The sequence below is a fragment of the Deltaproteobacteria bacterium genome, from assembly GCA_019308995.1.
In the GTDB taxonomy this organism is placed as follows: Bacteria; Desulfobacterota; Desulfarculia; order Adiutricales; family JAFDHD01; genus JAFDHD01.
In genome coordinates, this window is the sequence record JAFDHD010000016.1 from 14,160 (window position 1) to 38,733 (window position 24,574).

22 protein-coding genes and 1 tRNA gene are annotated in these 24,574 nt (G+C 50.2%); 6 read left to right on the forward strand and 17 right to left on the reverse strand.

Annotated elements, in window-relative coordinates:
• Positions 1-442 precede the first annotated feature (442 nt).
• The 12 genes from JRI95_04880 to JRI95_04935 form a co-directional block, all read right to left on the reverse strand.
• Positions 443-1,414 carry an ABC transporter ATP-binding protein gene (locus tag JRI95_04880; protein MBW2060882.1) on the reverse strand — a complete coding sequence of 324 codons (972 nt, stop codon included), beginning with the start codon at positions 1,412-1,414 and terminating at the stop codon, positions 443-445.
• 3 nt (positions 1,415-1,417) lie between these two features.
• The gene (locus JRI95_04885; GenBank protein ID MBW2060883.1) at positions 1,418-2,389 is read right to left on the reverse strand and encodes an ABC transporter ATP-binding protein; all 972 of its coding nucleotides are present in this window, start codon (positions 2,387-2,389) and stop codon (positions 1,418-1,420) included.
• A 15-nt stretch (positions 2,390-2,404) separates the two neighbouring features.
• On the reverse strand, positions 2,405-3,265 hold the full coding sequence (locus JRI95_04890; GenBank protein ID MBW2060884.1) for an ABC transporter permease: 861 nt from the start codon (positions 3,263-3,265) through the stop codon (positions 2,405-2,407).
• Positions 3,258-4,178, reverse strand: coding sequence for an ABC transporter permease (locus JRI95_04895; GenBank protein ID MBW2060885.1), 921 nt, complete (start codon positions 4,176-4,178; stop codon positions 3,258-3,260). The genes JRI95_04890 and JRI95_04895 overlap by 8 nt, the downstream gene beginning before the upstream one ends.
• Positions 4,179-4,289: 111 nt before the next feature.
• The gene (locus JRI95_04900) at positions 4,290-5,087 is read right to left on the reverse strand and encodes a hypothetical protein (GenBank protein MBW2060886.1); all 798 of its coding nucleotides are present in this window, start codon (positions 5,085-5,087) and stop codon (positions 4,290-4,292) included.
• Positions 5,088-5,120: 33 nt separating this feature from the next.
• On the reverse strand, positions 5,121-6,005 hold the full coding sequence (locus JRI95_04905; GenBank protein ID MBW2060887.1) for a CoA transferase subunit A: 885 nt from the start codon (positions 6,003-6,005) through the stop codon (positions 5,121-5,123).
• 23 nt (positions 6,006-6,028) lie between these two features.
• Positions 6,029-7,240 carry a CoA transferase gene (locus tag JRI95_04910; GenBank protein ID MBW2060888.1) on the reverse strand — a complete coding sequence of 404 codons (1,212 nt, stop codon included), beginning with the start codon at positions 7,238-7,240 and terminating at the stop codon, positions 6,029-6,031.
• A gap of 325 nt (positions 7,241-7,565) precedes the next feature.
• A complete protein-coding gene (locus JRI95_04915) occupies positions 7,566-8,804 on the reverse strand; it encodes a CoA transferase (protein MBW2060889.1) in 1,239 nt (412 codons plus the stop codon).
• Positions 8,805-8,863: 59 nt separating this feature from the next.
• Positions 8,864-10,102, reverse strand: a complete 1,239-nt coding sequence (locus JRI95_04920; GenBank protein MBW2060890.1) for a CoA transferase — start codon at positions 10,100-10,102, stop codon at positions 8,864-8,866.
• Between the two features lie 44 nt (positions 10,103-10,146).
• Positions 10,147-10,929 (reverse strand): amidohydrolase, encoded by a 783-nt coding sequence (locus JRI95_04925; GenBank protein MBW2060891.1) that lies wholly within the window; start codon positions 10,927-10,929, stop codon positions 10,147-10,149.
• Between the two features lie 260 nt (positions 10,930-11,189).
• Positions 11,190-12,800 (reverse strand): ABC transporter substrate-binding protein, encoded by a 1,611-nt coding sequence (locus JRI95_04930; protein MBW2060892.1) that lies wholly within the window; start codon positions 12,798-12,800, stop codon positions 11,190-11,192.
• A 312-nt stretch (positions 12,801-13,112) separates the two neighbouring features.
• Positions 13,113-14,654 carry an FAD-binding protein gene (locus JRI95_04935; protein MBW2060893.1) on the reverse strand — a complete coding sequence of 514 codons (1,542 nt, stop codon included), beginning with the start codon at positions 14,652-14,654 and terminating at the stop codon, positions 13,113-13,115.
• A 254-nt stretch (positions 14,655-14,908) separates the two neighbouring features.
• On the opposite strand from JRI95_04935, the gene JRI95_04940 reads away from it, so the two are divergent.
• Positions 14,909-15,433, forward strand: a complete 525-nt coding sequence (locus JRI95_04940; GenBank protein MBW2060894.1) for a ferritin family protein — start codon at positions 14,909-14,911, stop codon at positions 15,431-15,433.
• 167 nt (positions 15,434-15,600) lie between these two features.
• Here the strand turns inward: JRI95_04940 and JRI95_04945 are convergent, their stop codons facing one another.
• From JRI95_04945 to JRI95_04955, 3 genes are all read right to left on the reverse strand, one after another.
• Entirely contained in the window at positions 15,601-16,107 is a 507-nt protein-coding gene (locus JRI95_04945; GenBank protein ID MBW2060895.1) for an NYN domain-containing protein, read from the reverse strand.
• Between the two features lie 324 nt (positions 16,108-16,431).
• Positions 16,432-16,505, reverse strand: a tRNA-Ser gene (locus tag JRI95_04950).
• Positions 16,506-16,843: 338 nt separating this feature from the next.
• Positions 16,844-17,302, reverse strand: a complete 459-nt coding sequence (locus JRI95_04955) for a hypothetical protein (GenBank protein ID MBW2060896.1) — start codon at positions 17,300-17,302, stop codon at positions 16,844-16,846.
• Between the two features lie 207 nt (positions 17,303-17,509).
• Here JRI95_04955 and JRI95_04960 point away from each other — a divergent pair, with 207 nt between their 5' ends.
• Both JRI95_04960 and JRI95_04965 read left to right on the forward strand, forming a co-directional pair.
• A complete protein-coding gene (locus tag JRI95_04960) occupies positions 17,510-17,974 on the forward strand; it encodes a MaoC family dehydratase N-terminal domain-containing protein (GenBank protein MBW2060897.1) in 465 nt (154 codons plus the stop codon).
• Between the two features lie 29 nt (positions 17,975-18,003).
• Entirely contained in the window at positions 18,004-18,435 is a 432-nt protein-coding gene (locus JRI95_04965) for a dehydratase (GenBank protein ID MBW2060898.1), read from the forward strand.
• A 273-nt stretch (positions 18,436-18,708) separates the two neighbouring features.
• Here JRI95_04965 and JRI95_04970 read toward each other — a convergent pair whose 3' ends face one another.
• Entirely contained in the window at positions 18,709-19,992 is a 1,284-nt protein-coding gene (locus tag JRI95_04970; GenBank protein MBW2060899.1) for a CoA-binding protein, read from the reverse strand.
• Positions 19,993-20,380: 388 nt separating this feature from the next.
• On the opposite strand from JRI95_04970, the gene mgtE reads away from it, so the two are divergent.
• From mgtE to JRI95_04985, 3 genes are read left to right on the forward strand one after another with little or no spacing between them, the layout of a single operon-like run.
• Positions 20,381-21,754, forward strand: coding sequence for a magnesium transporter (gene mgtE / locus JRI95_04975; protein ID MBW2060900.1), 1,374 nt, complete (start codon positions 20,381-20,383; stop codon positions 21,752-21,754).
• 54 nt (positions 21,755-21,808) lie between these two features.
• The gene (locus JRI95_04980) at positions 21,809-22,036 is read left to right on the forward strand and encodes a hypothetical protein (protein ID MBW2060901.1); all 228 of its coding nucleotides are present in this window, start codon (positions 21,809-21,811) and stop codon (positions 22,034-22,036) included.
• Positions 22,037-22,048: 12 nt separating this feature from the next.
• A complete protein-coding gene (locus tag JRI95_04985; GenBank protein MBW2060902.1) occupies positions 22,049-22,765 on the forward strand; it encodes a LysE family transporter in 717 nt (238 codons plus the stop codon).
• 82 nt (positions 22,766-22,847) lie between these two features.
• On the opposite strand, the gene JRI95_04990 is transcribed toward JRI95_04985, so the two are convergent.
• On the reverse strand, positions 22,848-24,455 hold the full coding sequence (locus JRI95_04990) for a carboxylesterase family protein (protein MBW2060903.1): 1,608 nt from the start codon (positions 24,453-24,455) through the stop codon (positions 22,848-22,850).
• Positions 24,456-24,574: the final 119 nt, after the last annotated feature.

The following is a 24,574-nucleotide window of genomic DNA, read 5'->3' on the forward strand; positions in this document are numbered from 1 at the left end:
GATTTTTTCGTGTCTAGCCTCCAGCCCCTTTCAAAGCCAAACTTTCTTACCAAGCTAAGGGATAGAACGGGGCGCCAGCCAGTCGGGCTGGCCCCCCGTTCTTTTTTTCTTGTTCGGATGCTGATGACAAGCTGTTTTGCTGTCTTTCGAGTGTGGTGTCTCGTAAATAATGATTATAATTCATACTAAGCTGCATTCATATATATATAAAATTCATTTTCCTGTCATTGCGAGCGAAGCCTTTATTGACATGAAAGACCGGAAATATACGGGCGGGGATAAACCCCGCCCCTACAATACCGATTTAGAGATAGTTAATATTGTCAGGGAGACCCGCTTTACGGGCCACCCTGACCTACTCAAGGGGAGAGGAGGAAGCGAGTCCCAATTCTCACTAATCGGAACATTATTCTGACAATTACTATAATCAGGCTGCAAGGAGCTAGGCTTCTTCGGCAAGATGACAGGCCACGAAATGATCTGCTTCCACTTCTATTAGTTGCGGTTGTTTTACATCGCATATGTCGGACCTTTGAAAACACCGTGGATGGAAACGGCAGCCTGATGGAGGATTTGATGGACTCGGAACCTCGCCTTTCAGGATAATTCTCTTCTCCTTCTTCTTTCTTCCAATCTCAGGAATAGCCGAGAGAAGGGTTATGGTATAAGGATGGATGGGGGACCTGAAAAGCTTGTCTCGATCTGCCAGCTCTAAAATCTGTCCGGCGTACATAATCGCAATGCGGTCGCAAATATGATCAATCACGCTCAAATCATGAGAGATGAAGAGATAGGTCAGTTTCAGGTCCTGTTGTAAATTTTTCAACAGGTTCAGAATCTGCGCCTGTACGGAGACATCGAGAGCGGAAGTAGGCTCATCGAGGACGATGAAATCAGGCTCCACGGCCAAAGCTCTGGCAATGCCGACCCTTTGCTGTTGGCCGCCGGACAATTCGTGAGGATAACGGTTATAGAGTTCGGACAGAAGTCCAATCTTTTCCATCAAGGACATGACCCTGTCTTCTATCTCGCGGTCTTTGTAAGGGGTGTTGATCTTCATGGCCCGCCCGATGGCCGTTCCGACGCGCATCCTTGGATTCAGCGAGGCTTGAGGGTCTTGAAAGATAATCTGCATCTCGGTTCTTAATTTTTTAAGTGATTCCTTATTCAGGCTGACGATATCTCTGCCTTTGAAGATGATCTGGCCGGCGGTCGGTTCCCATAGCCTTTGGATCGTCCTTCCCACTGTGGACTTACCGCTGCCGCTTTCACCCACCAGACCCAGCACCTGGGATTCTGAGATGGAAAAACTCAGATCATCAACGGCTCTAATGAAACCCGTCTGCCTTTTAAACAAACCGCTCTTGATGGGAAAGTATTTTTTTAGATGTTCAATCCGTAAAATTTCTCTCATGAACTATCCTGTGACCTTGAAGCATGCGACCTTGTGCCCGGAGGCGATTTCCTGAAGGGCAGGCTTTTCACTCTGGCATTTATCCATGGCATAAGGGCATCTTGGATGAAAACGGCAGCCCGCCGGGGGCGCGATCAGGTTCGGTACATTTCCGCTAATAACGCTGAGCATCTCCTTTCTCTCGCCCATGACGGGAATGGACGCCAGAAGTCCCTCAGAGTAAGGATGTTGATGATGGGCAAAAAAGACCTCCAGCTCGGCGATTTCCACGATGGTCCCCGCATACATGGTGGCCACCTCATCGCACATTTCTGAGATGATGCCCAGATCGTGCGAAATGAGGAGGACAGCCGTGCCGGTTTTTCGATTCAAATCAGACATCAATTCAAGAATTTGCGCCTGGATGGTTACATCGAGTGCTGTGGTGGGTTCATCGGCGATGAGCAGTTCCGGGTTGCATGAAAGGGCCATGGCAATCATGACCCGCTGCCGCATGCCGCCGGAAAATTGGTGAGGATAATCCTTCAAACGAGCCTCGGCCTCTGGGATGCCGACTATTTGCATGATCTCCGCGGCCCGCTGCAAGGCCTCTTTGCCTGAAGCCTCCTGATGAAGCTCGATAGCCTCTGAGATCTGGTTCCCAACGGTATAGACAGGATTTAATGACGTGAAGGGATCCTGAAAGATCATCGAAATCCTTCCACCCCTTATTTTTCTCAATTCTGACCTGGGGGTCTTAAGAAGGTTTTTTCCGTTGAACAGGACCTGCCCGTCTATTATTTTGGCCGGCGGTTCAGGTAGCAGGCGTAAGATGCTATTGCCTGTCACGGATTTTCCACAACCGGTTTCCCCCACCAGGCCCAGGATCTTTCTTTTTTTGATTTCGAGGCTGACGCCATCCAGGGCCCTTACAATCCCCTCGTCAGTATGAAACTCGACTTTCAGATTCTCGACGCTTAGCAGTGTGTCACTCATTTCAAACCTTTTTACTTATATCCTCATCCTCGGGTCGAGCGCGTCTCTGAGTCCATCCCCGAACAGATTAAAGGCCAGCACAACAATCATGATGGCCAGACCAGGGAAAATAGAGATATGCGGCGCTGTTTGTAAATATCCCCGCCCCTCGTTTAGCATGGCGCCCCATTCCGGCGACGGCGGCTGGACACCAAGGCCAAGGAAACTTAAGCCCGCGGCAATCAGGATAACGGCAGCCATCCTCAAGGTCAATAAGACCACAAGCGGAGCCACACAGTTGGGCAGGATGTACCGCAGCATGATGATATTGTTATTCTCTCCAATGGCCCGAGCGGCCAGCACATAATCCTTCTCCTTCTCCGAAAGGACAACACCCCTGATTATGCGAATGAATTGAGGGATCGAAGAAGAACCACTGGCCACAATGACACCGGTAACCCCGGGACCGATGGCGGCAATCACGGCGATAGCCAGGAGAAGGCCGGGGAAAGCCAGAAGGACATCTGTTAGATACACCACCAGGACATCTATCTTCCCGCCGTAGAAACCTCCAAGCATCCCGATCAACGTCCCGATAAAAAGCCCCATCAGCACGGCGATACTGGAAATGATAAGGGTAATTCTGGCTCCCACCAGGATGCGCGAAAAGATGTCCCGGCCGACATCGTCACTACCGAACCAATGTTTGAGACTCATGGCTTTCCGTATCTCTTTGAAGTCCTGCTTCAAAGGATCGTAAGGTGTGGCATAGGGGCCTAATATCGCCATTAAGGCCACGATTACAATGATGACCATACCCACCAGGGCCAGTTTATTTCGCCTCAAGCGCCGCCAGGTCCCGAGAATCTGGCTTTGTTTTATATCCCCTTTATTCATAGGAGATCCTTGGATCCAAGTAGATATACAGGATATCCACCACCAGATTGGCCAGCACAAAACCAAAGGCAAAGAGTATCACCCCGCCCTGCACCACCGGATAATCTCTGGTGTAGATAGAATCAACAATCAGCCGTCCCAGCCCAGGCCATGTGAAAACCGTCTCCACCAGAACCGCCCCACCCATGAGATAGCCAAACTGAAGCCCCACAATGGTGGTGGTGGGGATAAGAGCGTTTTTAAGCGCGTGCTTGTAAATGACCTTTGATTCTTTCTGCCCTTTGGCCCTGGCGGTCCTGATATAATCCTGCCGAAAGACTTCGAGCATGCTGGACCGCGTCATGCGCGCCGTCACGGCTGCCGACGGCGCGGCCAGCGTTATGGCCGGCAGGACAAGGCTGATCAACCCCTCGGAGCCGCCTGAGGGAAACCAACCCAAAAAGACCGAAAAGACAAGAATGATGAGCAGTCCTGACCAGAAGGTCGGGGTGGAAATGCCAAGAAGAACAAAGACCATGGACGTGTAATCAACAATGGTGTTCTGACGGATGGCGGCGACCGATCCGATGATCAGGCCGATGAAGAGGGAAATAAGGATGCTTGCTAACGCGAGCTTGAGGGTATTGATGAATCTCGGCCAGATTTCAGCCACGACATCGTTCTGCGTCCTGATGGATTGACCGAATTCTCCCTTGGTCACGTTTTTAAGAAAGATGCCGTATTGAACGATAATCGGTTTATCAAGGCCCAGTTGATGGCGGATAGCCTCGATGTCTTCCTCCTCGGCTTCCAAGCCGGCTATGGTCCTGGCGGGATCGCCAGGCACTAGCTGGAGAATAAGAAAGGAAACGAGGGTGATGCCGATGAGGGTTGGAACCAGCATCAAAATTCGCCGAATGACATAACTGATCATAACACTCTATCCTAAGAGTTTCTTTCTGTCTTCCCCTCCGCCTGTGTGGGGGAACGTATAAAACTCACCCTTGTAGTTGGTGGGGGAGTGGAGACGACGAAAGGATATTGTTTATTTTCGTAAAAGCCCTTTAGGGTCAATACGATTTCGGAGGATATCCAGCTCATCGTCTTCCGGTTCCGGCGTCGTTTCCACCCCTTCCGGAACGACCAGGTCGAAGCCTGTGTTTTGAAGGACGTTATCCACGGTGACCCCAGGATGGACCGATTTTAACCGCATGTGCTTGGTCTCTTCATCGAAATCCATAATACAAAGGGGTGTAATGCAGTATTTGGGACCGCCTCCAGGTATCCCGAGCTCCTTTCTCGCATCCTTGCCTCCCTGGTTCCATCCGACACAGGAGACGAAATCGCAACGATCCACCAGAAGCCGCTTGGTATGTGAATTAAGGAAGATGTAGTATCTGTCCATATAAGTGGTGAGACTGGCGGTGCCAATGGCGCCCGGACCGCGAAAGGTCAGTTTTTTAAAATCAGTTCCCACGCCGATCATGTTGGAGTTGCCATACTTGTCTATCTGGATGCCGCCTATAAAAAAGATGGATTTGCTTGCCTGCTTTAAGGAAATCATGCTCCTGTCTTCCGAGCGAAAGGATTCTGCCCATCTCAGCGCGGTCCACCAATCCATCTGGCTAATATCAACTACCGGTTGATCATAGACATTGGTTCTCGTATGATCGAAACCGATCTTGATATTCGGGCCATGATGCATGTGGGCCAGAAGCGCGCCGGCCATGGGCACGATGAGGTTCCGGCCCACACCGACAGGCTCCCCGTCCTCGATCTCCCTTGAAATAAAAACCGCCAGCTGTTCATTCAGGCTATAAGGCCGATTCGCTTGACTTATCATGTTCATACCCTTTCTGATTTACGGGAAAGTGCTTTATCTAAAAAGACTGAAAAGCTGTTTGGCGCCTATTCTATCCAAATAATCCAGGTGGGTTTCCGGTTCATACACATATTTTTTCAGGTAATCCTCAAATAGTTTTCTGTTCCCGTTTTTGACGCACTCCCGGGCAACCTGCCGGTACTCCGTTAGATGAGCCACATCTTCGATGTAATACCCGGCGCTTTTAAATGGGTGAGACCCAAAAGGGGCCATGACCACAGCCTCAGCCTCCATAATGGAGGTGTTGGCCGGATTCTTCCTTATCTCCTCATTAGGAACGATCTTCTCCACCTGAACGATTGTCTTATCGGCCGCCCGGTAATGGGCTGTATCGGAAAAACCGGCGTCAACGAACTGAGCGTTTCCATAAGGATCGGCAAAGGAGGCCCGCAAAAAGGCAATCTCCGGCTTGATGGGTGGTATGGCCAGCAGCGTCTCTCCATTGAGTGGGTCTTTAAAAACCTTGATATCAGGATTGATCTCCGGATAACAGGTCCCGACTCCGCCGCGCCATGGCATAAAGGGAAGCATCTGCGCCGCAGCCATCAGCCCCGCGAGATACATTCCTTCGTCAAACTCCCAAACCTCAATATCGCCGTTTTCCGCGGCTGCGCGAAAAAATGGTCCGATGACCTCCAGACCCGCTCCGAAATAATATCCTACCACCTTCTTGACGCAGCCGGCGCCTATCATTAAATCCACATCCCATCCACCGGCGTTGGCGATCACCGTCAGGTTCTTCAACCCTTTACGGATAATCTGCCGCGTAACGGCCAGGGGATAATTAGAGCCAAGCGAGATGGTCATCCCATCCTCGACCATATCGGCGGCCTCCTTTTCGCTGATCACGACTTCCCGACGAACATCTGGGCCATTCATATCCTCACCTCACTTCTTCCTTCTCATGGCTTTTTATAAATAACACCCTCTTTTTCCAGTTCACCAATCATCTCTTTGGAATACCCTAAATATTCTGAGAGAACCTCTTGGTTGTGCTGGCCAAGTTCAGGAGGCAGCCCCTTAAGACCAGCGCTTCTGTTTTTAAGACGAAAGGGGCTGTTGATCACCGGCACCCGACCCAGGACGGGATGGTCAATCTCCTTCATCATCTGGCGCGCCTTGATCTGCGGATGCTCCAGGGCCTCTGGAATAGATAGAATCGGGGCGCTGGGTATGCCCGCCTCTTCCAATTTTTCCAGGGCGTCACTGATATGCTCAAACGTATTCAGCCATTCATTTAACACCTCATCCACCAGCGCCCGATTCCTGACCCGGTTCTCCAGAGGATGAAATCTGGGGTCCTTATACAAATCCGGTCTGTCCATGGCTTTAGTGAGCCCCTGCCACATGCTGTCTCTAGCGCCGAGAGCGATAGTCGCCCATCCATCCCGTCCTCTGTAAATCGGACTGAGCATGGCGTGCGAATCCCGGCCTTCACTGAGTACATGAATTTCTACGGCCGAGTCCAGTTGATCGAACAGGCAGTCTAGAAGGGAGACATCTATGTATTCCCCTTCGCCGGTCCTGTCCCGGGCAAACAGCGCGGCACAGATAGCCGTGGCGGCATGTAAGGACGCCCCGGTATCACCAAAAGCAGCGCCGGGCGCCATGGGAGGATGATCGGGGTCTTCATTCTTTCCCGTGACCCACATCAGACCGCTCAAGGCGTGAGCCGTGGCAGCGTATCCGGGCCGATCGGCCCAGGGGCCGTACTGGCCGAACCCGGAAATGGAGCACATGATAATTTTGGGGTTGATTTCTTTAAGGTCTTCGTAGCCGAGCCCCAGGCGATCCATGGTCTTGGGCCGGAAGTTCTCGACAACCACGTCACACAACTTTACAAGCTCTTCAGCTATCCTTACACCTTCCGGATGTTTAAGATTCAGGGAGAGACTCTTCTTCCCGCAATTGTTCTGCATAAAGTAGCCGCTGTAACCCTTCTTGACGAAAGGAGCGTAACGCGCACCGTCTCCAAGGCCAGGGGCTTCAACTTTAATGACCTCTGCCCCAAGATCATGTAAAAGCCTGGTGCAAAACGGACCAGCCAGGGCTTGCGTAAAATCCAGCACCTTAACGCCGGTTAAAAGCATTTTTTCCTGCCTTTCTTTCATCATCAATAACAAAGCCTGAAACGAAACTGCGTCTCTTTAAAATTATTATTAATGAATTGACCTTTAATCCATACATCCATTCAAGTAATCAAGCGCTTAAAAAAATGAGAAAGGCTTTCATGGCATTGCCAACATAGGTTAACGGCCTTTACGTGTCAAGGGAAAAGCGCCTCCAGGCCGGTCAGCTTTATGTGATACCACCATAGACAGATGCTATAATATCATCGGGTTTATTATTGAGGGGGGAAAGCGGCGCCTCAGCCGCGGCTCAGGCATGAGAGCTGCTTTGCTGTATATTGAAAAACAGTTTCGTGAGTGTAAAGACTGCTCAGGTGCGAAACTGAGGCTCAACGCCAGTGACGCTGGCCTCACTCAATGCCGCTATTTCATCATCAGTCAGTCCCAGAAGCTCCTTAAAGACATATTCATTATGCTGGCCGAGTAAAGGAGCGGGAAACCTGATGCGGCAAACAGTTTCGGACATTTTGGCAATCATCCCGGGCACGAGCTTCTTACCGCCACAAGGATGCTCGGACTCCTCAAAGAAGCCCCGCGCCACAAAGTGCGGGTCTTTAAGCAGTTCGCCCGGGTAGAGCACCGGCGCAGCAGCCAGCCCGCGTTTCTGAAGCTTCTCCATGATTTCATAACGATCAAGAGAAATCGTCCAGGCCGCGATATATTTATCCAGCTCATCGCGATGCTCCTGACGGCTGGCAAAAGAAGCAAAGCGGGGCCCCTGAGACCACTCGGGATGGCCCAGAATCTCGCAAAATATGTTCCATTCCTCATCAGAGACAATGCTGATCGCCACCCACTGGTCGTCCCCCTTGCATGGGTAGCAGCCCTGGGGGGCGGCATAATCGTCCGTGTTGCCCATACGCGTCCTGACCCGTGCATTGAGGGCGTAATCGAGAAGCCAGTCCATATGCCTGGTCGAAGCCTCAAAATGGGAAACATCCACAAACTGACCCTTGCCCGTTCTAAAGCGATAATGCAGGGCCGACAGGACGGCCAGGGCCGCGGCAAAACCGCCGGTCGGGTCGCCATAAGCGATACCCGGCCTCAAGGGAGGGCCATTTTCGTAACCGGTTATTTCATCTAAGCCGCAGAAGGCGTTGATGCAGTCACCAAAGGCCGGGGCGTTTGTATAGGGGCCGGTGCAGCCGTAGCCTGGCATGGACACCATAATGATATCAGGCTTGACCTCTCGCAGGCGCTCGTAATCCAGGCCCAGGTTGGGCATAACCCTAGGGGTGAAGTTGTTGATAACCACATCGCTGATTTTGATCAGCCTGAGGTACAGTTCCTTTCCCTTTTCCTGGCTCAAGTCCAGGGTGACGCCGAGTTTATTGTGATTTACCTGGATAAACCAGGGTGAATGCTCCCAGAACTTCTCCTTTTGTTTAGCGTACCTGAGGCCAAAGTACCTGAGGGCGTCAAACCTGAACAGCGCTTCGACCTTGATCACCTCGGCCCCCATGTCGGCCAGCACCACGGTGCCTTGAGGCCCGGCCCAGGCGATGGTGTGATCCAAGATTCTAATGCCTTCCAGCGGTAAACCTGCCATAATCCTGCTCTCCCATAATTTGTTCTTCAGTTAGCGCGGGCTGCGGTCAAAAGATTGGCTTAAGCCTCTGTGACGAATGTCATGGCCTTCAGGTCGTCCTCTGAATAACCCAAACGCTCAATCAAGATTTCACTGTTATGCTCACCCAGCATCGGGGCGCGGCTCACTTGCCACGGTGTTTCGGACATAAGAAAAATATGCCCCGGAAACTCCATCTTACCTAATAATGGATGGTCTATCTTAGTAAAAAAACCTCTGTCCCGATGCTGCGGATCGTGAAAAAGCCGATCCATATCGTTCAAGATACCGATGGGGACGCGCCACTCGGTGGCCTCCTCAAAGACCTCTTTCTGGGTTTTTGTCTTGAGGTAATCCTTGAGCACGGCGTCCAGCTCGTCAGCGTGGAGAGACCTTTGTTCCACGTCGCTAAATCGAGGGTCATCCAGCAGTTCCGGCCGCCCCATCATCTCAACAAGCATCCTGTATTGTTCCTCCATCTCGGTATCAACGCAGACATAGCCGTCTTTGCATGGCAGGATGGCAATAGGATACAGGCCCGGGATACGCGGGTCAGACTGAGGCATATCTGACATGGGGCGTGCCCCGTTCCTTATGCGGTTATGTCCGTTAAACTGGAAATTCATGGTCGGACAGCCTTTTAAGGTCGCCGCGATTTCTACGATGGCCAGGTCAATATGCTGGCCGCTTCCCCTTAAATCTCGATAACAGACAGCGCCCATGGTGGCGAGCGCACCGGTCAATCCGGCCTGGAACTGTAAATGCTGACCCCCAAGCTTGATCGGCTCCCTGCCTTGTTCCCCGATCTCAGCCTGGACTCCGCCCAGAGCGCTCAAGGTTATTTCAAGGCCCTTGTAGTCGCGATACGGCCCGGTTTGCCCGTAGTTTGAGATGGAGGTCATGATCAGAGCGGGATTGATCTCTTTAAGGGCGTCGTACTTCAGGCCCAGGGAAGGCATAACGCGCGGCGCAAAGTTTTCAATGAGCACGTCGGCCTCAGCCACCAGCTTTTTAAAGGCTTCTGCGCCCGCCCTGGACTTCAGGTTCAGGGTGATGCTTTTTTTCCCCAGATTCAGGTAGTGAAAAAGCCCGCTTTTCTCCAGGTGCGGCTCATCTTTTGGGAAAGGCCCCATCTGCCTCGCCGGGTCTCCGGCTTGCGGCCGTTCCACCTTGATAACCTCTGCTCCCAAACCCGCCAGCAGCGAGGTACAATAGGGGCCGGCGATGTAGTGGCCGAGGTCAATTACTTTCAGGTCAGAGAGCGCTCCCTCTTTATTCATATTTGTTCTGCTCATATTTGGATTCCATATCTAAAACAAGTAGGTTACTTAAGTCCGAGAAGTTCAACCGCGTTCTGATAAAGCCACTTTTCCATGACTTCCTTTTTCAGGGGAAGCGCCTTCGTCTCCATGACTATCTCATTGATGGGCATGCCCAGGTCCGTTGAACCCGAGGCAAAAACGATCCTATCCTGAAGCAGGGTGTTGCCAAACTGGAGCAGCATCTCCCAGCCTGACCCCGGAGTGGCCAGGTGCTTGGGCCGGTGAGACGAGGTGTCAATATAAACGTTGTTGTGTCTGCGGGCGAGCCCGATCATCTCAGGGACCCAGGGCCAGCCGCCGCAGCTGGCCACTATCTTCATTTCAGGAAAATCCATAGCTACCTTGTCAAGATAAAGAGGCCGGCCGACGTCCATGGGGAAGTCTTTGCGATAATTCATGGAAGTATAAACAAAAACGGGTATGTCAAGCTCCACGGCCTTGGCATAGATTGGATAGAACCGCTGATCGCTGGCCCTGATCCCCCATCTGTATGGAGAGGCGTAAACAGCTTTGAACCCGAGCTCCCTGACCGACCTCTCCAGTTCCTTGACCGCGCGCATGCCTTCAAAGGGGTTCACAAAGGCCCGGCCCATGAGGCGATCGGGCAGTTGAGAAACCATCTCCGCGGTCTTATCATTATCATGGAGATCCAACATGCCGCGCACGATGCCGGCTTCATCAAGTTGTTTGGCAAACTCGGATAAGGGCACCACAACCTTCTCCGCTCTTTCGCGGACCAGGGCTTCAAACTCATCAGGAGCAAGCTCCTCACTCAGCCGCTCCATCTCCTCAAGGGTGAATCCCAGATTGGCCGCTCTTCTCGGCCCGAAGATGCGGCGGTAATTGGCTACCCCTCCGGCTTCCTTGTTTAAAATGAAGAATTTCATGGTTCCCACGATATCATCCACGGTTTCAGGCACATCGAGCCTCAAATCTATTACTTGTGACATCTGTCTTCTCCCTGGTTTGATAAATAATAAACAATCAGGCCGAATATTAATAACCTTCGAGCACAGTCAAATTATTTTGTCTTCACTGTAAAAATTTAATGCTTATCCATCCAGTAGGTCTCGCAAATCATATTCTGATATGGGTTGTTGTAGATTTTGGAGTGCACATAGGGTCTTTCGACCAAGAACCGGTACTGTGTATACAGGAATATTTGAGGCGCATCATCTAAGACCAGATGCTGAATCTTGTGAACCAAGGCTATGCGTTTTTTTAAATCCATTTCATGGGATTGTTCATCAATTAACCTCCAAATTTCACGATTGCTCCATTTGAAATAAGTAGAGTGCCTCCCATAATAAGCCGTCAGAATATCTGACGGGTCAGCTGAGTAGTCGGTCACATGTAAGGCCAAATCATACTCGAATCTATAAGCCCGGTTGAAGTATTGTGCCATCTCCAATGTCTTCAAAGTCACGTTGATGCCGACTTCTTTGAGCATACTCTGGATTACCTGGGCCGGTTTGGTCATATAATCTTGGTTCCAGGTAAGAAGTTCTGTGGAAAAGCCGTTGGGATATCCAGCCTCAGCCAGGTACTTCTTTGCTTTTTCGGGATTATATTCTACCTGATCGCTCTCTGGTAATGAAAAAAGAGGGTGGTTTGGCACCGGTCCGACCTGCACGGTGCCATAACCGCCCCAGGCCAGGTTGAGCAGCTTCTGCTTGTCAATGGCCATGGCAATGGCCTGCCGGACCTTCTTTTTGTCAAAGGGCGGCTTAAGGGGTTTTTTACCCTCAATCCATGCCGGACATCTGAGGGTCCATACCTGAATACCTTTGTTCTTAATAATTTTAGCGTCTGGGGCTTCTTTTTTAATCGTGGGAAGCTGGAAAAAAGAAACGCCGGTGGCGTCAATTCTATGGGCCAGAAACGCACTCAGAATGGAGGCCGGATCGCGCATTATCTTGATGTGGATCTTGTCCAGGTAAGGCAGGCCTTTTTTAAAGTAATTCGGATTCTTATCAAGGGTAATGTGAGAACCGCGCACGAACTCCTTGAGAATGAACGGGCCGGTCCCGATAGCCTTCTTCTTCAGGTCTCTATACTCCTCTACAGCCTCCCTGGCCACGATGGATGACCATGGAGAGGCAATATAGTACATAAAAGGCCCGTAAGGCTCCTTGGTCTTAACGATGACGGTATATCTGTCAGGCGTTTCAATAGAAGCCAGCTTGTCCTCAAAGTAATAGCGGCGTTTGAACTTGGCCTTTTTGCCGTATATTCCCATGATGCGCTCAATGCTGTATTTAACGTCTGCTGAGGTTAGTTCGCGGCCGTTAACCGGGGGTATGTTGTGAAAACGCACACCCTTGTGAATCGTAAATTCATAGGTGAGATTATCTAATTGTCTGTAACTTTTCAATAGATCAAGTTCAAAGCCTTTCAGGTCCGGGGTGTAGCGAAGCAGGGTATTGTAAGTATTGTTGGTGATTATAGTCGTCGCTGGATAGGTCTCTATGTGCGGGTCCAGCGACCTGGGAGGGCCGGAACTGGTGCGATAAACGTCTCCGTGACGTGGTTCGGCAGCCAGAGTCGTTGCCGCCGATCCAATGAACGAGACGCTCATGCATAAAGTAAGCATCCATAAATAGGTAACCGATCGAGAGGCAAACAATCGCTTAAAAGGTTGTCTTAATTTTTTCATTTTTTCACCTCCATCAAAAGGTTAGGGTTATTAATCAAGGCCATGCGGCCATGACATAAAAAAACCAACCGCAAAACCATTTCCCATGCCTTGAACCCGTTTTACATCTCCAAGGCAGCCGACTATGTCCCGTTAACGGTAATTTTAAAAAACGAGCCCTGGAAACCGCCCTCTCCAACGCCCACCCTATCCTCAAAAACTGGATAGTTAAGTTGAAGCCAAATTGTAACCACGCTAACAAAAAACACCCTGAAAAGCCATGAAAAAAATCGTAGCTCCCACTTTCTTTAGGGATGTCAAAACAGCTTTGAATCAGGGCTTCCAGGGTTCATTTTGGGCCGCATGTCTCGCGGCGGTCCACCCACCGATATAGCATTCAGCCAGATTTCCACCGGCCAGGTAAAGGAATCCAAATATACCGCCCAATTCACCGGCTTCATAGAGGCCCGGTATCGGTTCGCCGAAAGCATCCAGAACCTGCCAGTGCTCATTATGCACCGGACCGCCATGGGTATTTGAGACGACCGGCCAGACTTGCGCATAGTAGTAGGGCGGGATTTGGATGGGGACCATGGTTTCTGAAGGCCTGCCAAAGTCATTATCAGAACCCTGCTGGCAAAAGCCATTCCATTGCTCGATCGTTTCTCTCAGAATCCGTGGCTCCACCTTCATGTCCAGCGCCATTTCTTTCATGGACTCAGCTTTCTTCAAAATACCGAGATCAACCTCAGCCAGATTATCCTCGCTCCATTCAAAGAAGACTTCCGAATCGTTAAAAGTGGGCATGACCACGGGATAGAGCTTTCGGCCTTCCTCATCAAAGATAATAAAAGAAGGAATGCGCGGATAAGACTGGATTTCGGTATCATAGTACTGCATGGGACGATGGCCGACATCATGCGCATAAGGCGGATACTCGTTCATGTACCTCCGGCCGTGCCGATCAATGACTATCCAGGCCATTTCTGACCTGGAAGGGATTGGATGCCCCGGCACCCAGTCAGGCAGACGCCTTAACCGGAGGCCGAATGGGTAATGAGGATCGGTGTGACGAAGACCGTAGGACCCATGGAAATTCCCCATGTGCCAGAGTGAGGCGCCGACCTCCTGGGCCATTCGAATGCCGTCTCCGGTATTTCCGCGATAGGCGGCCGAAACGATCACTGATCCCTGGAAAAACTGGCGCTTGAGTTCCTCGTCGGCCTCAAAGCCGCCGCAGGTTAAGATAACGCCTCGTCTGGCCTTAATATACAGAAGACGGTCATTCTTCTGAGCAAGCACACCGACCACTCTTTTGTCTGGAGTACGGAGGAGCCGCTTTACAGGGGCGCCAAGTAAGATCTTAATTCCCCGCCGGTCTACATTGTCTTCCACCACTTTGAAGTTGCGCGCCCCGCCGCGCAAGCCTCGCACGTGAGGATAGTAGGTCAAGGGATCAAACCCGGGAATGCGGCCGTAAATGCAAAAGCCAAGGTCTTCATACCCTGGAAAGGGATAGTTGCCTTTGCTGGGAATAGCTTTGATCTCTGCCTCATTGATTTTAGCCAGTTCCTCCATATAGGCCGGTAACTCGGTCATGCCTTGAGCCATGGCCCGCAGCACGGCGTCGGGAGTCATTCCGCCGCAGGTCTCCTTTAGGTAGGAAAAGGCGCTCTCGGCATCAAAAGCCGTCCGGAGTCCTCCGCCGGAGCAGATGGAGATTCCTCCCGGCTTGGACATCTTTTCCAATAACAGAACATCAGCGCCATGATCTTTGGCCTCAATCGAGGCAATGCCGCCGGCATACCCATAACCGACCACCACGATATCTGTCTCAAAATCCCATGAAGAAGGGAGACCTTTTGCCCAAATCATGTTATAACCTGCTTGATCTCAATGAATCTGTTGCCTTACCCTGAAGCTGTAAGCCGATGATGCAGTCACGGCTGTCACGGCCACGTAAGAATCAGATTATGGTTGTGTCTTAAATACCAAAGCGATCATCAAATATTTCAACTTGTTTTATCCTCACCTTGTTTACCCTGGGATTTCCATTTATAATATCAATAATTGGTCTGGCGACAAGGATAAAGTTTTTTACCACATAAACAATTTCAAGAGGAAAGATTATGACCGGGAAAAAACGTTTGAACTCTCTGGAGGCCGCCTTGAATAATGAAATGAAGGAGCGTGAGTTTTATCTCAAGAATGCCGAAAGGACCGGGAATCCGGTGGGCAAGGCCATGTTTCAGCAGATCGCTCACGAAGAGCTGGAACACTACGAGAGGCTCAAGGAACTCCATGAAACATGGGCCGGGGCCGGGAAATGGCCTGAAACGGTGCCGCTGGTGGTTAATGACACCGCTGTCAAGGACCTTTTAAAGAACGTGATTAAGGAGGCCGAAAAAATATCCGAAGGCGATGAAGATGACCTGGAGGCGATCCGGGTAGCCATTGATTTCGAGTCAAAGGGTGTTGCCTTTTATGAAAAATTAAGGGACGAGGTCGCTGACAAGAAAGAAAAGGCCTTCTTCGATCTTCTTTCCAGGATCGAACGTGAGCATTACCTTTCTCTCAAGGAGGCGGAAGAATTCCTGGTTGACCCTGAATCATGGTACACCAGAGCGGAGCATCCCAGTCTGGACGGCGCCTAGTATCATTTTCGTATGATCCTTTCACGCATTTCGCGGTTTAAAACCAAGATGAAAGACAAGGGGGGTGTAGGAGGCCGTGATAAACCTCGTGGCCTTCCTGCTTTTTTCTCAAAAGTTATCTTTCGGTAGTGGGTCAGTTTGAATTAATCGGGACGTATATTTATTTATTAAGTGAAATAATTGTCGTCGATATAATGAAAGACATCACAAGTTCGTAATAGGTGGTCAGACTTTTTTCCTTTAAATGCATAATTTTCAACAATTTTTCCTATTTCCTGTACCCTGTTAATAACCTCAGAAAAATCTCCGTCACCACTAATCAAGGCCGCTACGTCATATGTGTCATTTTGAGCCAATAACAACATGTCTAGTGCTAAAAAAATATCAGCACCTTTTTCTCTCTGATTTCCCTTTGGTCCAGCCAAGCGTCCCAATCTGAGTTTAAAATAAGGTTTTCTTTCAAGGCGATCAAGGAAAGAAAGTTGTTGATTATAGCTCTTTATGCTTGAATCGGTTGGCCTCACGGTGTAATAATAAATTCTCATTAATTCTCTATTAGCTACTATTTTCTCTATGAATTTATCTATATCGACTTTATAAAAATCCTGTTTAAGACCACCTGTAACACCATGGAAGAAATTGCTACCGTCAATAAAAATCATAACTCTTTGCATTGTGACCCCCCCTTTAAAAAAATAGGGAACCTGCGTGGGTTCCCTATGCGTCTTTCAGTCCTACATACTTACATGAGTATGTAGGGCCTCTTTAATGCTGACTACTATCATGAGTAACCAGGGTGGCTTCATTAATAATTATCGGCATTATTTTAAAAAAGTCAAGTTTTTTTATTTTTATTTTTTTCAATAATTTAAGATCGCTCCCGTGAAGCCGGATATCCCCGATTTGCACTAAAGAAACAATCCTTCAAATTGACTTCTTTGTAATTTTAGGCTGCTAAAATTACGAGAAACCCCGGAAATTGATCCCGTACCGAAAAGTGCCCCCCATCGAGATTCGAACTCGGACCACCAATTTAGCAGATTGGAACTCTATCCAGTTGAGTTACGGGGGCACAAAAAAGGCGGGGGAGGTATCTTGCCCTTATAAAACACCTTCTCCCCCGCCTCAATCGGTGGTTCAGTTCGAAAAACTCAAACCAAGTACCAATCTGCTAACAGAAATGATACTCGCAATAATTAAAATGTCATTGACAGGATTCATTAACAAGAGAAGTGATTTCTTCTAATGTCCAAACATGATCAGACACTTTGGCTTCCATGGCTGGCGTGACTCTGAGTGTCCGATGAATCCTGCTAAAATTATAATACATAAAGTGAAGGCTCACAGCATGGGCCAGATTTTCGACCTTTTTTGAAAAAGCATTTGTTAGGCGCGTGAAGCGTCTCATGCTCATGCGGTTGTAAGGTTTTGTCTCTCCACATAGCTTGTTGAGATATGTTTCGCTTCGGGGTTGCCCTCAATGGCTTTACTGTCAGCCCCTATACATTGTGAGGGGCTATATCTTTTTTGACCTTCACTGTCGTTTCCATATATCTTAATTAGCATCGAATAATCTATGTCCGCCCCAAAAGCTTCTTCAATAGCCTCTAAATAGGGCTTGTGTCTGTCTGTGGTCAATTGAACCCTATAGGCAAGACGCGAAGCCAAGTCTTTAATGAATATGCTGGCTGTTGCAAAATCCCGCCCACCAACAAGCCAAGAGGGGACAAGTTTTGTGCCAGCACAAATAGCTGTCCAGGTCCATATGTCACCATATCCAAATTGACCCTGCTTCTCTTGAGGAACATTTTTTGCCTTGGAATAACAGAAAGACCAGATTTCATTGCATTGGATACGCTTGCACGACAAGTTGTATCATTTTCGTATGATCCTTTCACGCATTTCGTGGCTTAAAACCAAGATGAAAGACAAGGGGGGTATAGGAGGTCGTGATAAACCTCGTGGCCTTCCTGCTTTTTTCTCAAAAGTTATCTTCCCAAATGTTGGCATTTTTCTTTAGATTGTGAAATAATGGCCTCGCTTCTTTTCAGATAGGGAATCCAAGGAGGTAAAGGGATGACAAAAGATTCAGTGATTACAGAAGAGATGAGGCAGATGATAGGCGTTGAATCGGAGCCTTCCGTGTTTGAGATTGAGAAGGAGCCGATTAGAAGATGGGCCGAGGCAATCGGTGACCCCAATCCACTTTACCACGATGAGGAATACGCTAAAAAATGCGGATACGACAGCATCATCGCGCCGCCCGGTTTTGTGGCCCAATACGCCTATCCCGTCAAGAAGGGTGGATCCTCTCCGCAGATCAAAAACCCCTTTACCAGGCACCTCAATGGCGGAAACGAGTATGAGTTCTTCAAGCCGGTACAGGCAGGCGACGTCTTGACAGCGACCAGCAAACTATCCAACCTCTTCGAACGTGAAGGCAGGCTCGGAAAGATGCTGTTTCAGATCGCTGAAACCACCTTCAAGAACCAGAAGGGGGAGGTGGTAGCCAAGGCCCGTTACACCGGCATCAGCTATTAAAAGCCCGCAAGGCAGAAAGGAGAATGAAGATGGCCGAACAAATCTTCTGGGAAGATGTCGAAACAAACGCTGAGATCCCTTCGCTGATTAAGAAACCAACTCCCCAACAGCTCGTGCAATGGGCCGGAGCTTCCGGAGACTTCTACCAGATTCATTATGATAAGGATTTTGCGCTCGATAATAACTTGCCAGGTATCATCGTCCATGGCGCTTTCAAAAGCGCCTGGCTCGGACAGCTGCTGGGCGACTGGGTAGGATTAAAGGGAAAAATAAAAATCTTCAGCTGCGGTTACCGGGGAATGGACGTTCCCGGGGATACTCTCACCTGCAAAGGTACGATCACGAATAAATATATTGAAGGCGGCGAGCATCTCGTGGAGCTTGATATCTGGCTCGAAAACGGGAAAGGTGAAAAGACAACCCCGGGCAAAGCAATTGTGGCGCTCCCCTCTAGAAATTAGATGAAATAACCTGGCGCCGGCTGATCAGGTTTCGCACTTTTACGCCGGAAAGGATAACGATCTGTTTTAATGCAGACATCCTTTCTTGATCCCCTCGGAACCCCGATCGTTTTATTGGAAGAGGCAGATGCGTTGAACTTGATTTCTTACGCTGCCAGCGCGTTCAATGAAGTTGAGAGTACCGATACAAACCATACATAGCCCGTGAAGCTTCCTCTGGAAACTCATAAAAGGGAATCCCTCGCTCCTTCATCAGCTCAAAGGCGATTCCATTCATATTTCCGCGCATGGCCGTGGCGATGAGAGGCTTGCCATATTTTTTAGGTATTTCTGACAGAATCTCTGCCGCTGTAAGCACTTCCCGAATATAGGCCGGATTCGTGGACCGAATTGACACCGGGGCCATGGTGATGATGGCGTTGATGCGTGGATTCTGAGCCAGCAATTCAACGATATTGGCGACGTCATGGGACGGGGATCAGCCGCCAGGTCAATGGGATTCGTGGGAGGAGGAGCGTGTGGCAGAAGATATTTTTCAAGTGTTTGAACGGTCTCCTTGTCGAGTTCCGGAACCTCGAGGCCGAGTGCGCCGCAGGCGTCGGTGGTAACGACACAATGTCCACCGCCCGAGGAGACCACGGCCACCCGATTCCCTTTTGGGAGGGGTTGCTTTGACAACGCCTCGGCTAAATCAAAGGCATGACTCACATCATAGGTCCTGATAATGCCTGTCTGGCGGCAGATTGCCTCAAAGACTTCGTCCGACCCGGCGATAGAGGCCGTATGACTCATGGTGGCCCTTGATCCGTGCCTGGTACGTCCCGCCTTGAAGACGATGATGGGCTTTTTTCTGATGACCTCCCTGGCCTTTTTGAAAAAACGGGCGCCGTCTCTGAGGCCCTCGATGTAGAGCACGATCACGTTCGTGCCTTCATCTTCACCCAGATATTCCACATAATCTGCCATGGAGAGGTCGGCCTGATTGCCCACGCTCAAAAATGTGTTAAAGCCATATCCTTTATTAATGGCCGTTTCCAGAAGGTAGGCGCCCATGGTGCCGCTTTGTGAAACAAAGAAGATACCACCTGGTTTCGGAGTGAACCAGAAGGCGGTATTCAATCGCACCGCTGAACTCCAGATCCCCATGCCATTGGGCCCCATAACCCTGACGCCTCCTTCCGCGGCGATTTGAACAACCTCGTCCTGAAGAGCTTTCCCCTGCGGACCGGTCTCGGCAAACCCGGCAGAGATAAGAACCACGGCCCCGATACCCTTGCTCACACATTCCCTCATCGCATTCGGAACCATGGACGCTGGAATAGTGATGATGGCGAGATCAATAGGCTCTGGCACTTCCAGGACGCTGGGAAAAGCCTTGAGTCCGAAAATCTCCTTCTCTTTAGGATTGATCGGGTAGATTCGACCCCGGTAACCGCTCGCTATGGGCCTCGTAATCATCCAGTTTCCCCATTTAGCAGGAGAATTTGAGGCGCCGATCACCGCGATTGACTCGGGTTCAAAAAGGGCCTTAAGCCCCTCCATGACTCGCTTGGACATGGCTTTCTCCTTTAAAATAATCTTTAGATGAAAAACCCGGATACAAGTATATCCAGTTTATCAAATTAAATTTTGGAAATACATCTTTTTCCTTTCCCGCCAGCGCTTTGACCTAGGAAATCCATATGAATTCAATCAGATGTGAGTTAAGCTTGGGCAAACAGGTTTGAATTCCTGACCACGCTTCCCAGGCCCAAGGGCCTATGCCCGCCTGCCATGTTGTGTTTCAATATCTACACGAAATCTGGTCCAAAATTAGCTTGACAATAGCCTGAGATTAATCATATTGATCTTTCACTGCTACCTGGTTTGCAACTCAAGGCTAAAGAGATCCGGTCCCAGGGGCGAGAAAAGGAAAAAAGTTAAAACATCGTTCAGGGTGAGGTCAATGTCGGTCGGCAGAGAAGATGAGTATATCCAGGATTTGATCCGCTTCCTTGAAAAAGGACGGGAGGAAGAGTTCGCCCGGTTGATCAAAGGGCTGCATCCGGCCGACGTGGCTGAACTTATGGAATTTCTTGAAGGCCATGACAAGGTTCGCTTCTATTTCCTTCTTGATCCAAAACTAGCCGCTGAGGTTCTTCTTTCGCTTCCTGAGCACTCCCGGGAACATCTCCTCTCCATCCTGCCTGTTAAGCTCCTGTCCCGGGCCGTGGACGAGATGGATTCGGATGATGGCACAGACATCGTGGCTTCTCTCAGCGATGAAGACGCCTCTTCGATCCTGGCCACTATTGACGTGGAAGACTCCGATGAAATCAGCCGCCTGCTTAAATATAGGGAGGACACGGCCGGCGGGCTGATGCAGCTTGAGCTGGTTGTGGCCGGGGAAAACGAGACCGTGGCCGAGGCGATCGAGCATATCCGGGCCAAACAGCATGAGGTCCAGGACCTCAATTACGTCTTTGTGGTGGATGAAAATCACAAACTGCTGGGACAGGTGGATCTGCAGACCCTGGTTTTATCCAGCCCTGATACAAGGCTGAGGGAAGTCGTTTCGCCAGTTGAGCTGATCATCAATGTGGATGAGGATCAGGAAGAGGTGGCTCGTAAGTTCATGAAGTATGACACTCGCGCCGCCCCGGTGGTCAGCGACAAAGGTATTCTCCTGGGGCGGATCACCGTGGATGATGTCATTGACGTGGTCCAGGAAGAGGCGTCCGAGGACTTCTACCGCGTGGCCGGTACACACGAGGACGAGGAGCTTTATCAGAGTCATGTTTTCAAGATAGTCAAACTTCGTCTGCCTTGGCTCCTGGTCAACCTTCTCGGCGGATTCCTCAGCGGCAATCTTATTTGGCTCTTTAAGGTCACGTTAAAGGATGTCCTGGTATTGGTTGCCTTTATCCCCATCATCACGGCCCTGGGCGGTTCGGTCGGGATTCAGTCCTCGACCATCGTCATCCGCGGCCTGGCCTTGGGCCGGTTCGGTCGCGGGCAGGTGCTGCGCATCCTGGCCAGGGATCTCCGGGTGGCCCTGGCCCTGGGCCTGGTCTGCGGGAGCGGGGCGGCCCTGGCGGCCGGGCTCTGGCAAAGCACGGCGATTCTCGGTCTTGTGGTGGGCTTATCCATGTTTCTTGCCATAACTCTGGCCGGCACCCTCGGCTCTCTGACTCCGCTGATCTTGAAGCGCCTCAACATTGACCCCGCCCTGGCTTCCGGGCCGTTCACCACCGCCATGAATGATATCACCGGGCTGACCATTTACATGATCATTGCCACAGCCTTTTTGCGCATTTTTGGTTTAAGCGGCATGCGTTGAGCAGGCGGTTTTTAAGTTTGAAAGAATAAGTTTGAAAGAATAAGAGGATCGAAAATGGCTTCTAGTAAATCAAAGATAGAACGATTCATGGCGGAATATGAAAAAAGAGAAGATACACTTCTTGAAGACTATTTTGATTTCCTCCGCATTCCCAGCGTTAGTTCCGAACCCGATCACCGGAAAGACATGCTCAGGTGCGCTTCCTGGCTGAAACAGTATCCATCTGACCAAATCAGCTCACGCTATGATCCTAATATTGAGGATACCAGGCCTTTATGCTAGAGATGCATGACGATGCTCAATGAAATTTCAGGTTTTATCTCTATCTATTGGCTGATTTTTTCTTTCTCCTTCCTGGTGGCCTTAACCGGGGCCATGGCGCCCGGCCCTCTGCTGACTTACACCATTATTAAATCCGCTCAAACAACCAGACGCGGATATTTAACCGGTCTCTGGGTCGTCACCGGTCACGCCATGCTTGAAACCCTGATCATCGTATTTCTGCTTTTAGGGTTTTCGTTCGTGGTGAAGAACATCTTCTTTATGCGCGTAATCGGGGTCCTTGGCGGCCTTTTACTGGGCTACTTTGGCTTTTCCATCATCCGAGATTTATACCGGGGCCGTATTTCAACAAGCTTTTTGACTTCTACAGATGATCTAAACGAGGATTCAGATCTATCTGAAAAGACCGCTCTGAAAAATCCGGTTTTAGGCGGTTTCGTGGTCTCCATGTCCAACCCCTACTGGTGGATCTGGTGGGCGACCATCGGTTTCGCTTTTATGCTTCAGTTCGATATTTCTTTTAAGCACTGGCCCAGGCTTTTATCATTTTTTCTAGGACATGAGGCTGGAGACCTGGCCTGGTACCTGCTTGTTTCCACTCTGGCTTACTTTGGCCTGCGTTACCTGAACAAAAAAGCCTACTACGCTATCCTTGCCTGCTGCGCCGTTTTCATGATTCTGTTCGGCTTATACCTGGGGGTCTCTCCATTTTTTAAGGAGGGTGTCTAGCTGATTCACAGGATTGAAGCGGTTATCGGAACATATTCTTTCCATTTGCTTTATAAAAGGGGAACCCACACCTCCCGAAATATTATTTCGGACGATTTTCTTTGACTCTCAGCCGTAGAAGCTCCTCAAAGATGTCGCACGCTTCCCTGTATAAACCCTCTCCAACTTTTATTTCAGCGCCAAGTTCGAGGTGCTGGTCCTTGTCGGTTTCGTAGGCGGGCCAGTGTGGAAGACCTTCACCGTTGGGGTCGCCGGTCTTGGCAAAATTCGTCCAAAAGGCCATCATTTTATCCGAGAGGTTGCGGTCTGGATCGCTTTGCCTGATCACCGGGCCGATGTTTCCAAAGGCATAAAAAATCTCCGCGGCATGAAATGCGCCCAGATGCTTTAAGCTCCCCATCGGAGGCACACGCGTAAAATGATACAGATAGACCCTGGGCTGTCTTTCTGACGCGGCGCGGGCCATGGTACGGGCATTCGACACAAAGGCCGAAACCCCGATGAGCTTGTTCAGGGCCGGTTTTACATCTTCTTCTGTATTCACCGGAAATAACTTTAAAAGTTTAGAGGCATATTTTCTTCCAACAATTTTAACCATATTTTTATAAGCTTCAGGGGTTTTGATGGTTATTTGTTTAAGAAATATGGTGCCTTCATCAGCGTTTGAGCCCACCATAAAGGGAACGTTCGCCATCCTGCCTTCCAGGAACAGGAAGCCTGGATCGTCAGGCAGGGCCCAACCATCCACAATCGGGCCGAACTTAATACCCCGGCCGAACAGCCCCTGAGCCGGCTTGGCATCCTCAATAATTTTTTCAGCGCTCTTGGCGCGCATGGCGGCCAGAACGTCATCAGCCTGATCACAGCCAAGTAGCTGCGCGACCTTTTCTCCAGTAGCTTCACCGGATTTCATATTATACTTTCTCTCGCGCAGATGCCTGTTTCGACCGAATGGCCCGCCGCTCTGAGCGATAGCGCGATGAAAGAGTCCCCTGGCCAGGGGGGAGATCATGAGCCTGGTTACGGCGACCGCGCCGGCGGACTCCCCGAAGATGGTTACATTATCCGGGTCGCCGCCAAAGGCCGAGATGTTTCTCTGAACCCACTTGAGCGCGGCAATCTGATCGAGGAATCCATAATTGCCTGACACGCCCTTGTCAGACTCATGAGAAAGTAAGGGGTGAGCTAAATAACCCAGGGGACCCAGGCGGTAATTGATGGTCACAACCACCACGCCCAGACGCGCCAGCCGCCCGCCGCTATAAAACAATGCTCCTCCCGAACCGGTGGTGGAGCCGCCGCCGTGAATCCAGACCATGACCGGCCTTTTCTCATCCGTATCCTTGGCCATGGTCCAGACGTTCAGATAAAGGCAGTCTTCGCTTTGCAGCCCGGTTCGTCTGGCAAAGGCGACAGACGCAGGCTGAGGGCACCATGCACAGGGCTTTCTGGTTATCTTGACACCCCCCCAGGTTACCGGGGGCTGCGGCGGCTTCCAGCGCAGCTCGCCCACCGGCGGAGCGGCATAAGGGACGCCCTTGAAAACAAGCAGGTCCTTTTTTTCACCGGCCCTGAACCCGGAAATTAAACCAGATTCAATCCTGAGAGGATCTTCTAGAGGCCTGGCTGCGGCGCTGCTGACACCGATAATAAAAATAAGGCATGATAATAAAGCAAGTATTCTTCTCATTCATGCTCCTCCTATGATGGTTTGTCTACTCCAAACTTTTTGTGTAATTTAGTAAGTATCTGTTTTTAAAGGAATCGTGTTCAAGTATCCCTTTCCGTCGGAGCCACCCGTCGCTCACC

Coding starts and splice junctions, on each gene's coding strand:
- JRI95_04880 (MBW2060882.1), bottom strand. CDS start 1,414: ATGAGAGAAATTTTACGGATTGAACATCTAAAAAAATACTTTCCCATC.
- JRI95_04885 (MBW2060883.1), bottom strand. CDS start 2,389: ATGAGTGACACACTGCTAAGCGTCGAGAATCTGAAAGTCGAGTTTCAT.
- JRI95_04890 (MBW2060884.1), bottom strand. CDS start 3,265: ATGAATAAAGGGGATATAAAACAAAGCCAGATTCTCGGGACCTGGCGG.
- JRI95_04895 (MBW2060885.1), bottom strand. CDS start 4,178: ATGATCAGTTATGTCATTCGGCGAATTTTGATGCTGGTTCCAACCCTC.
- JRI95_04900 (MBW2060886.1), bottom strand. CDS start 5,087: ATGATAAGTCAAGCGAATCGGCCTTATAGCCTGAATGAACAGCTGGCG.
- JRI95_04905 (MBW2060887.1), bottom strand. CDS start 6,005: ATGAATGGCCCAGATGTTCGTCGGGAAGTCGTGATCAGCGAAAAGGAG.
- JRI95_04910 (MBW2060888.1), bottom strand. CDS start 7,240: ATGATGAAAGAAAGGCAGGAAAAAATGCTTTTAACCGGCGTTAAGGTG.
- JRI95_04915 (MBW2060889.1), bottom strand. CDS start 8,804: ATGGCAGGTTTACCGCTGGAAGGCATTAGAATCTTGGATCACACCATC.
- JRI95_04920 (MBW2060890.1), bottom strand. CDS start 10,102: ATGAATAAAGAGGGAGCGCTCTCTGACCTGAAAGTAATTGACCTCGGC.
- JRI95_04925 (MBW2060891.1), bottom strand. CDS start 10,929: ATGGAGCGGCTGAGTGAGGAGCTTGCTCCTGATGAGTTTGAAGCCCTG.
- JRI95_04930 (MBW2060892.1), bottom strand. CDS start 12,800: ATGAAAAAATTAAGACAACCTTTTAAGCGATTGTTTGCCTCTCGATCG.
- JRI95_04935 (MBW2060893.1), bottom strand. CDS start 14,654: ATGATTTGGGCAAAAGGTCTCCCTTCTTCATGGGATTTTGAGACAGAT.
- JRI95_04940 (MBW2060894.1), top strand. CDS start 14,909: ATGACCGGGAAAAAACGTTTGAACTCTCTGGAGGCCGCCTTGAATAAT.
- JRI95_04945 (MBW2060895.1), bottom strand. CDS start 16,107: ATGCAAAGAGTTATGATTTTTATTGACGGTAGCAATTTCTTCCATGGT.
- JRI95_04960 (MBW2060897.1), top strand. CDS start 17,510: ATGACAAAAGATTCAGTGATTACAGAAGAGATGAGGCAGATGATAGGC.
- JRI95_04965 (MBW2060898.1), top strand. CDS start 18,004: ATGGCCGAACAAATCTTCTGGGAAGATGTCGAAACAAACGCTGAGATC.
- JRI95_04970 (MBW2060899.1), bottom strand. CDS start 19,992: ATGTCCAAGCGAGTCATGGAGGGGCTTAAGGCCCTTTTTGAACCCGAG.
- mgtE (MBW2060900.1), top strand. CDS start 20,381: ATGTCGGTCGGCAGAGAAGATGAGTATATCCAGGATTTGATCCGCTTC.
- JRI95_04980 (MBW2060901.1), top strand. CDS start 21,809: ATGGCTTCTAGTAAATCAAAGATAGAACGATTCATGGCGGAATATGAA.
- JRI95_04985 (MBW2060902.1), top strand. CDS start 22,049: ATGCTCAATGAAATTTCAGGTTTTATCTCTATCTATTGGCTGATTTTT.
- JRI95_04990 (MBW2060903.1), bottom strand. CDS start 24,455: ATGAGAAGAATACTTGCTTTATTATCATGCCTTATTTTTATTATCGGT.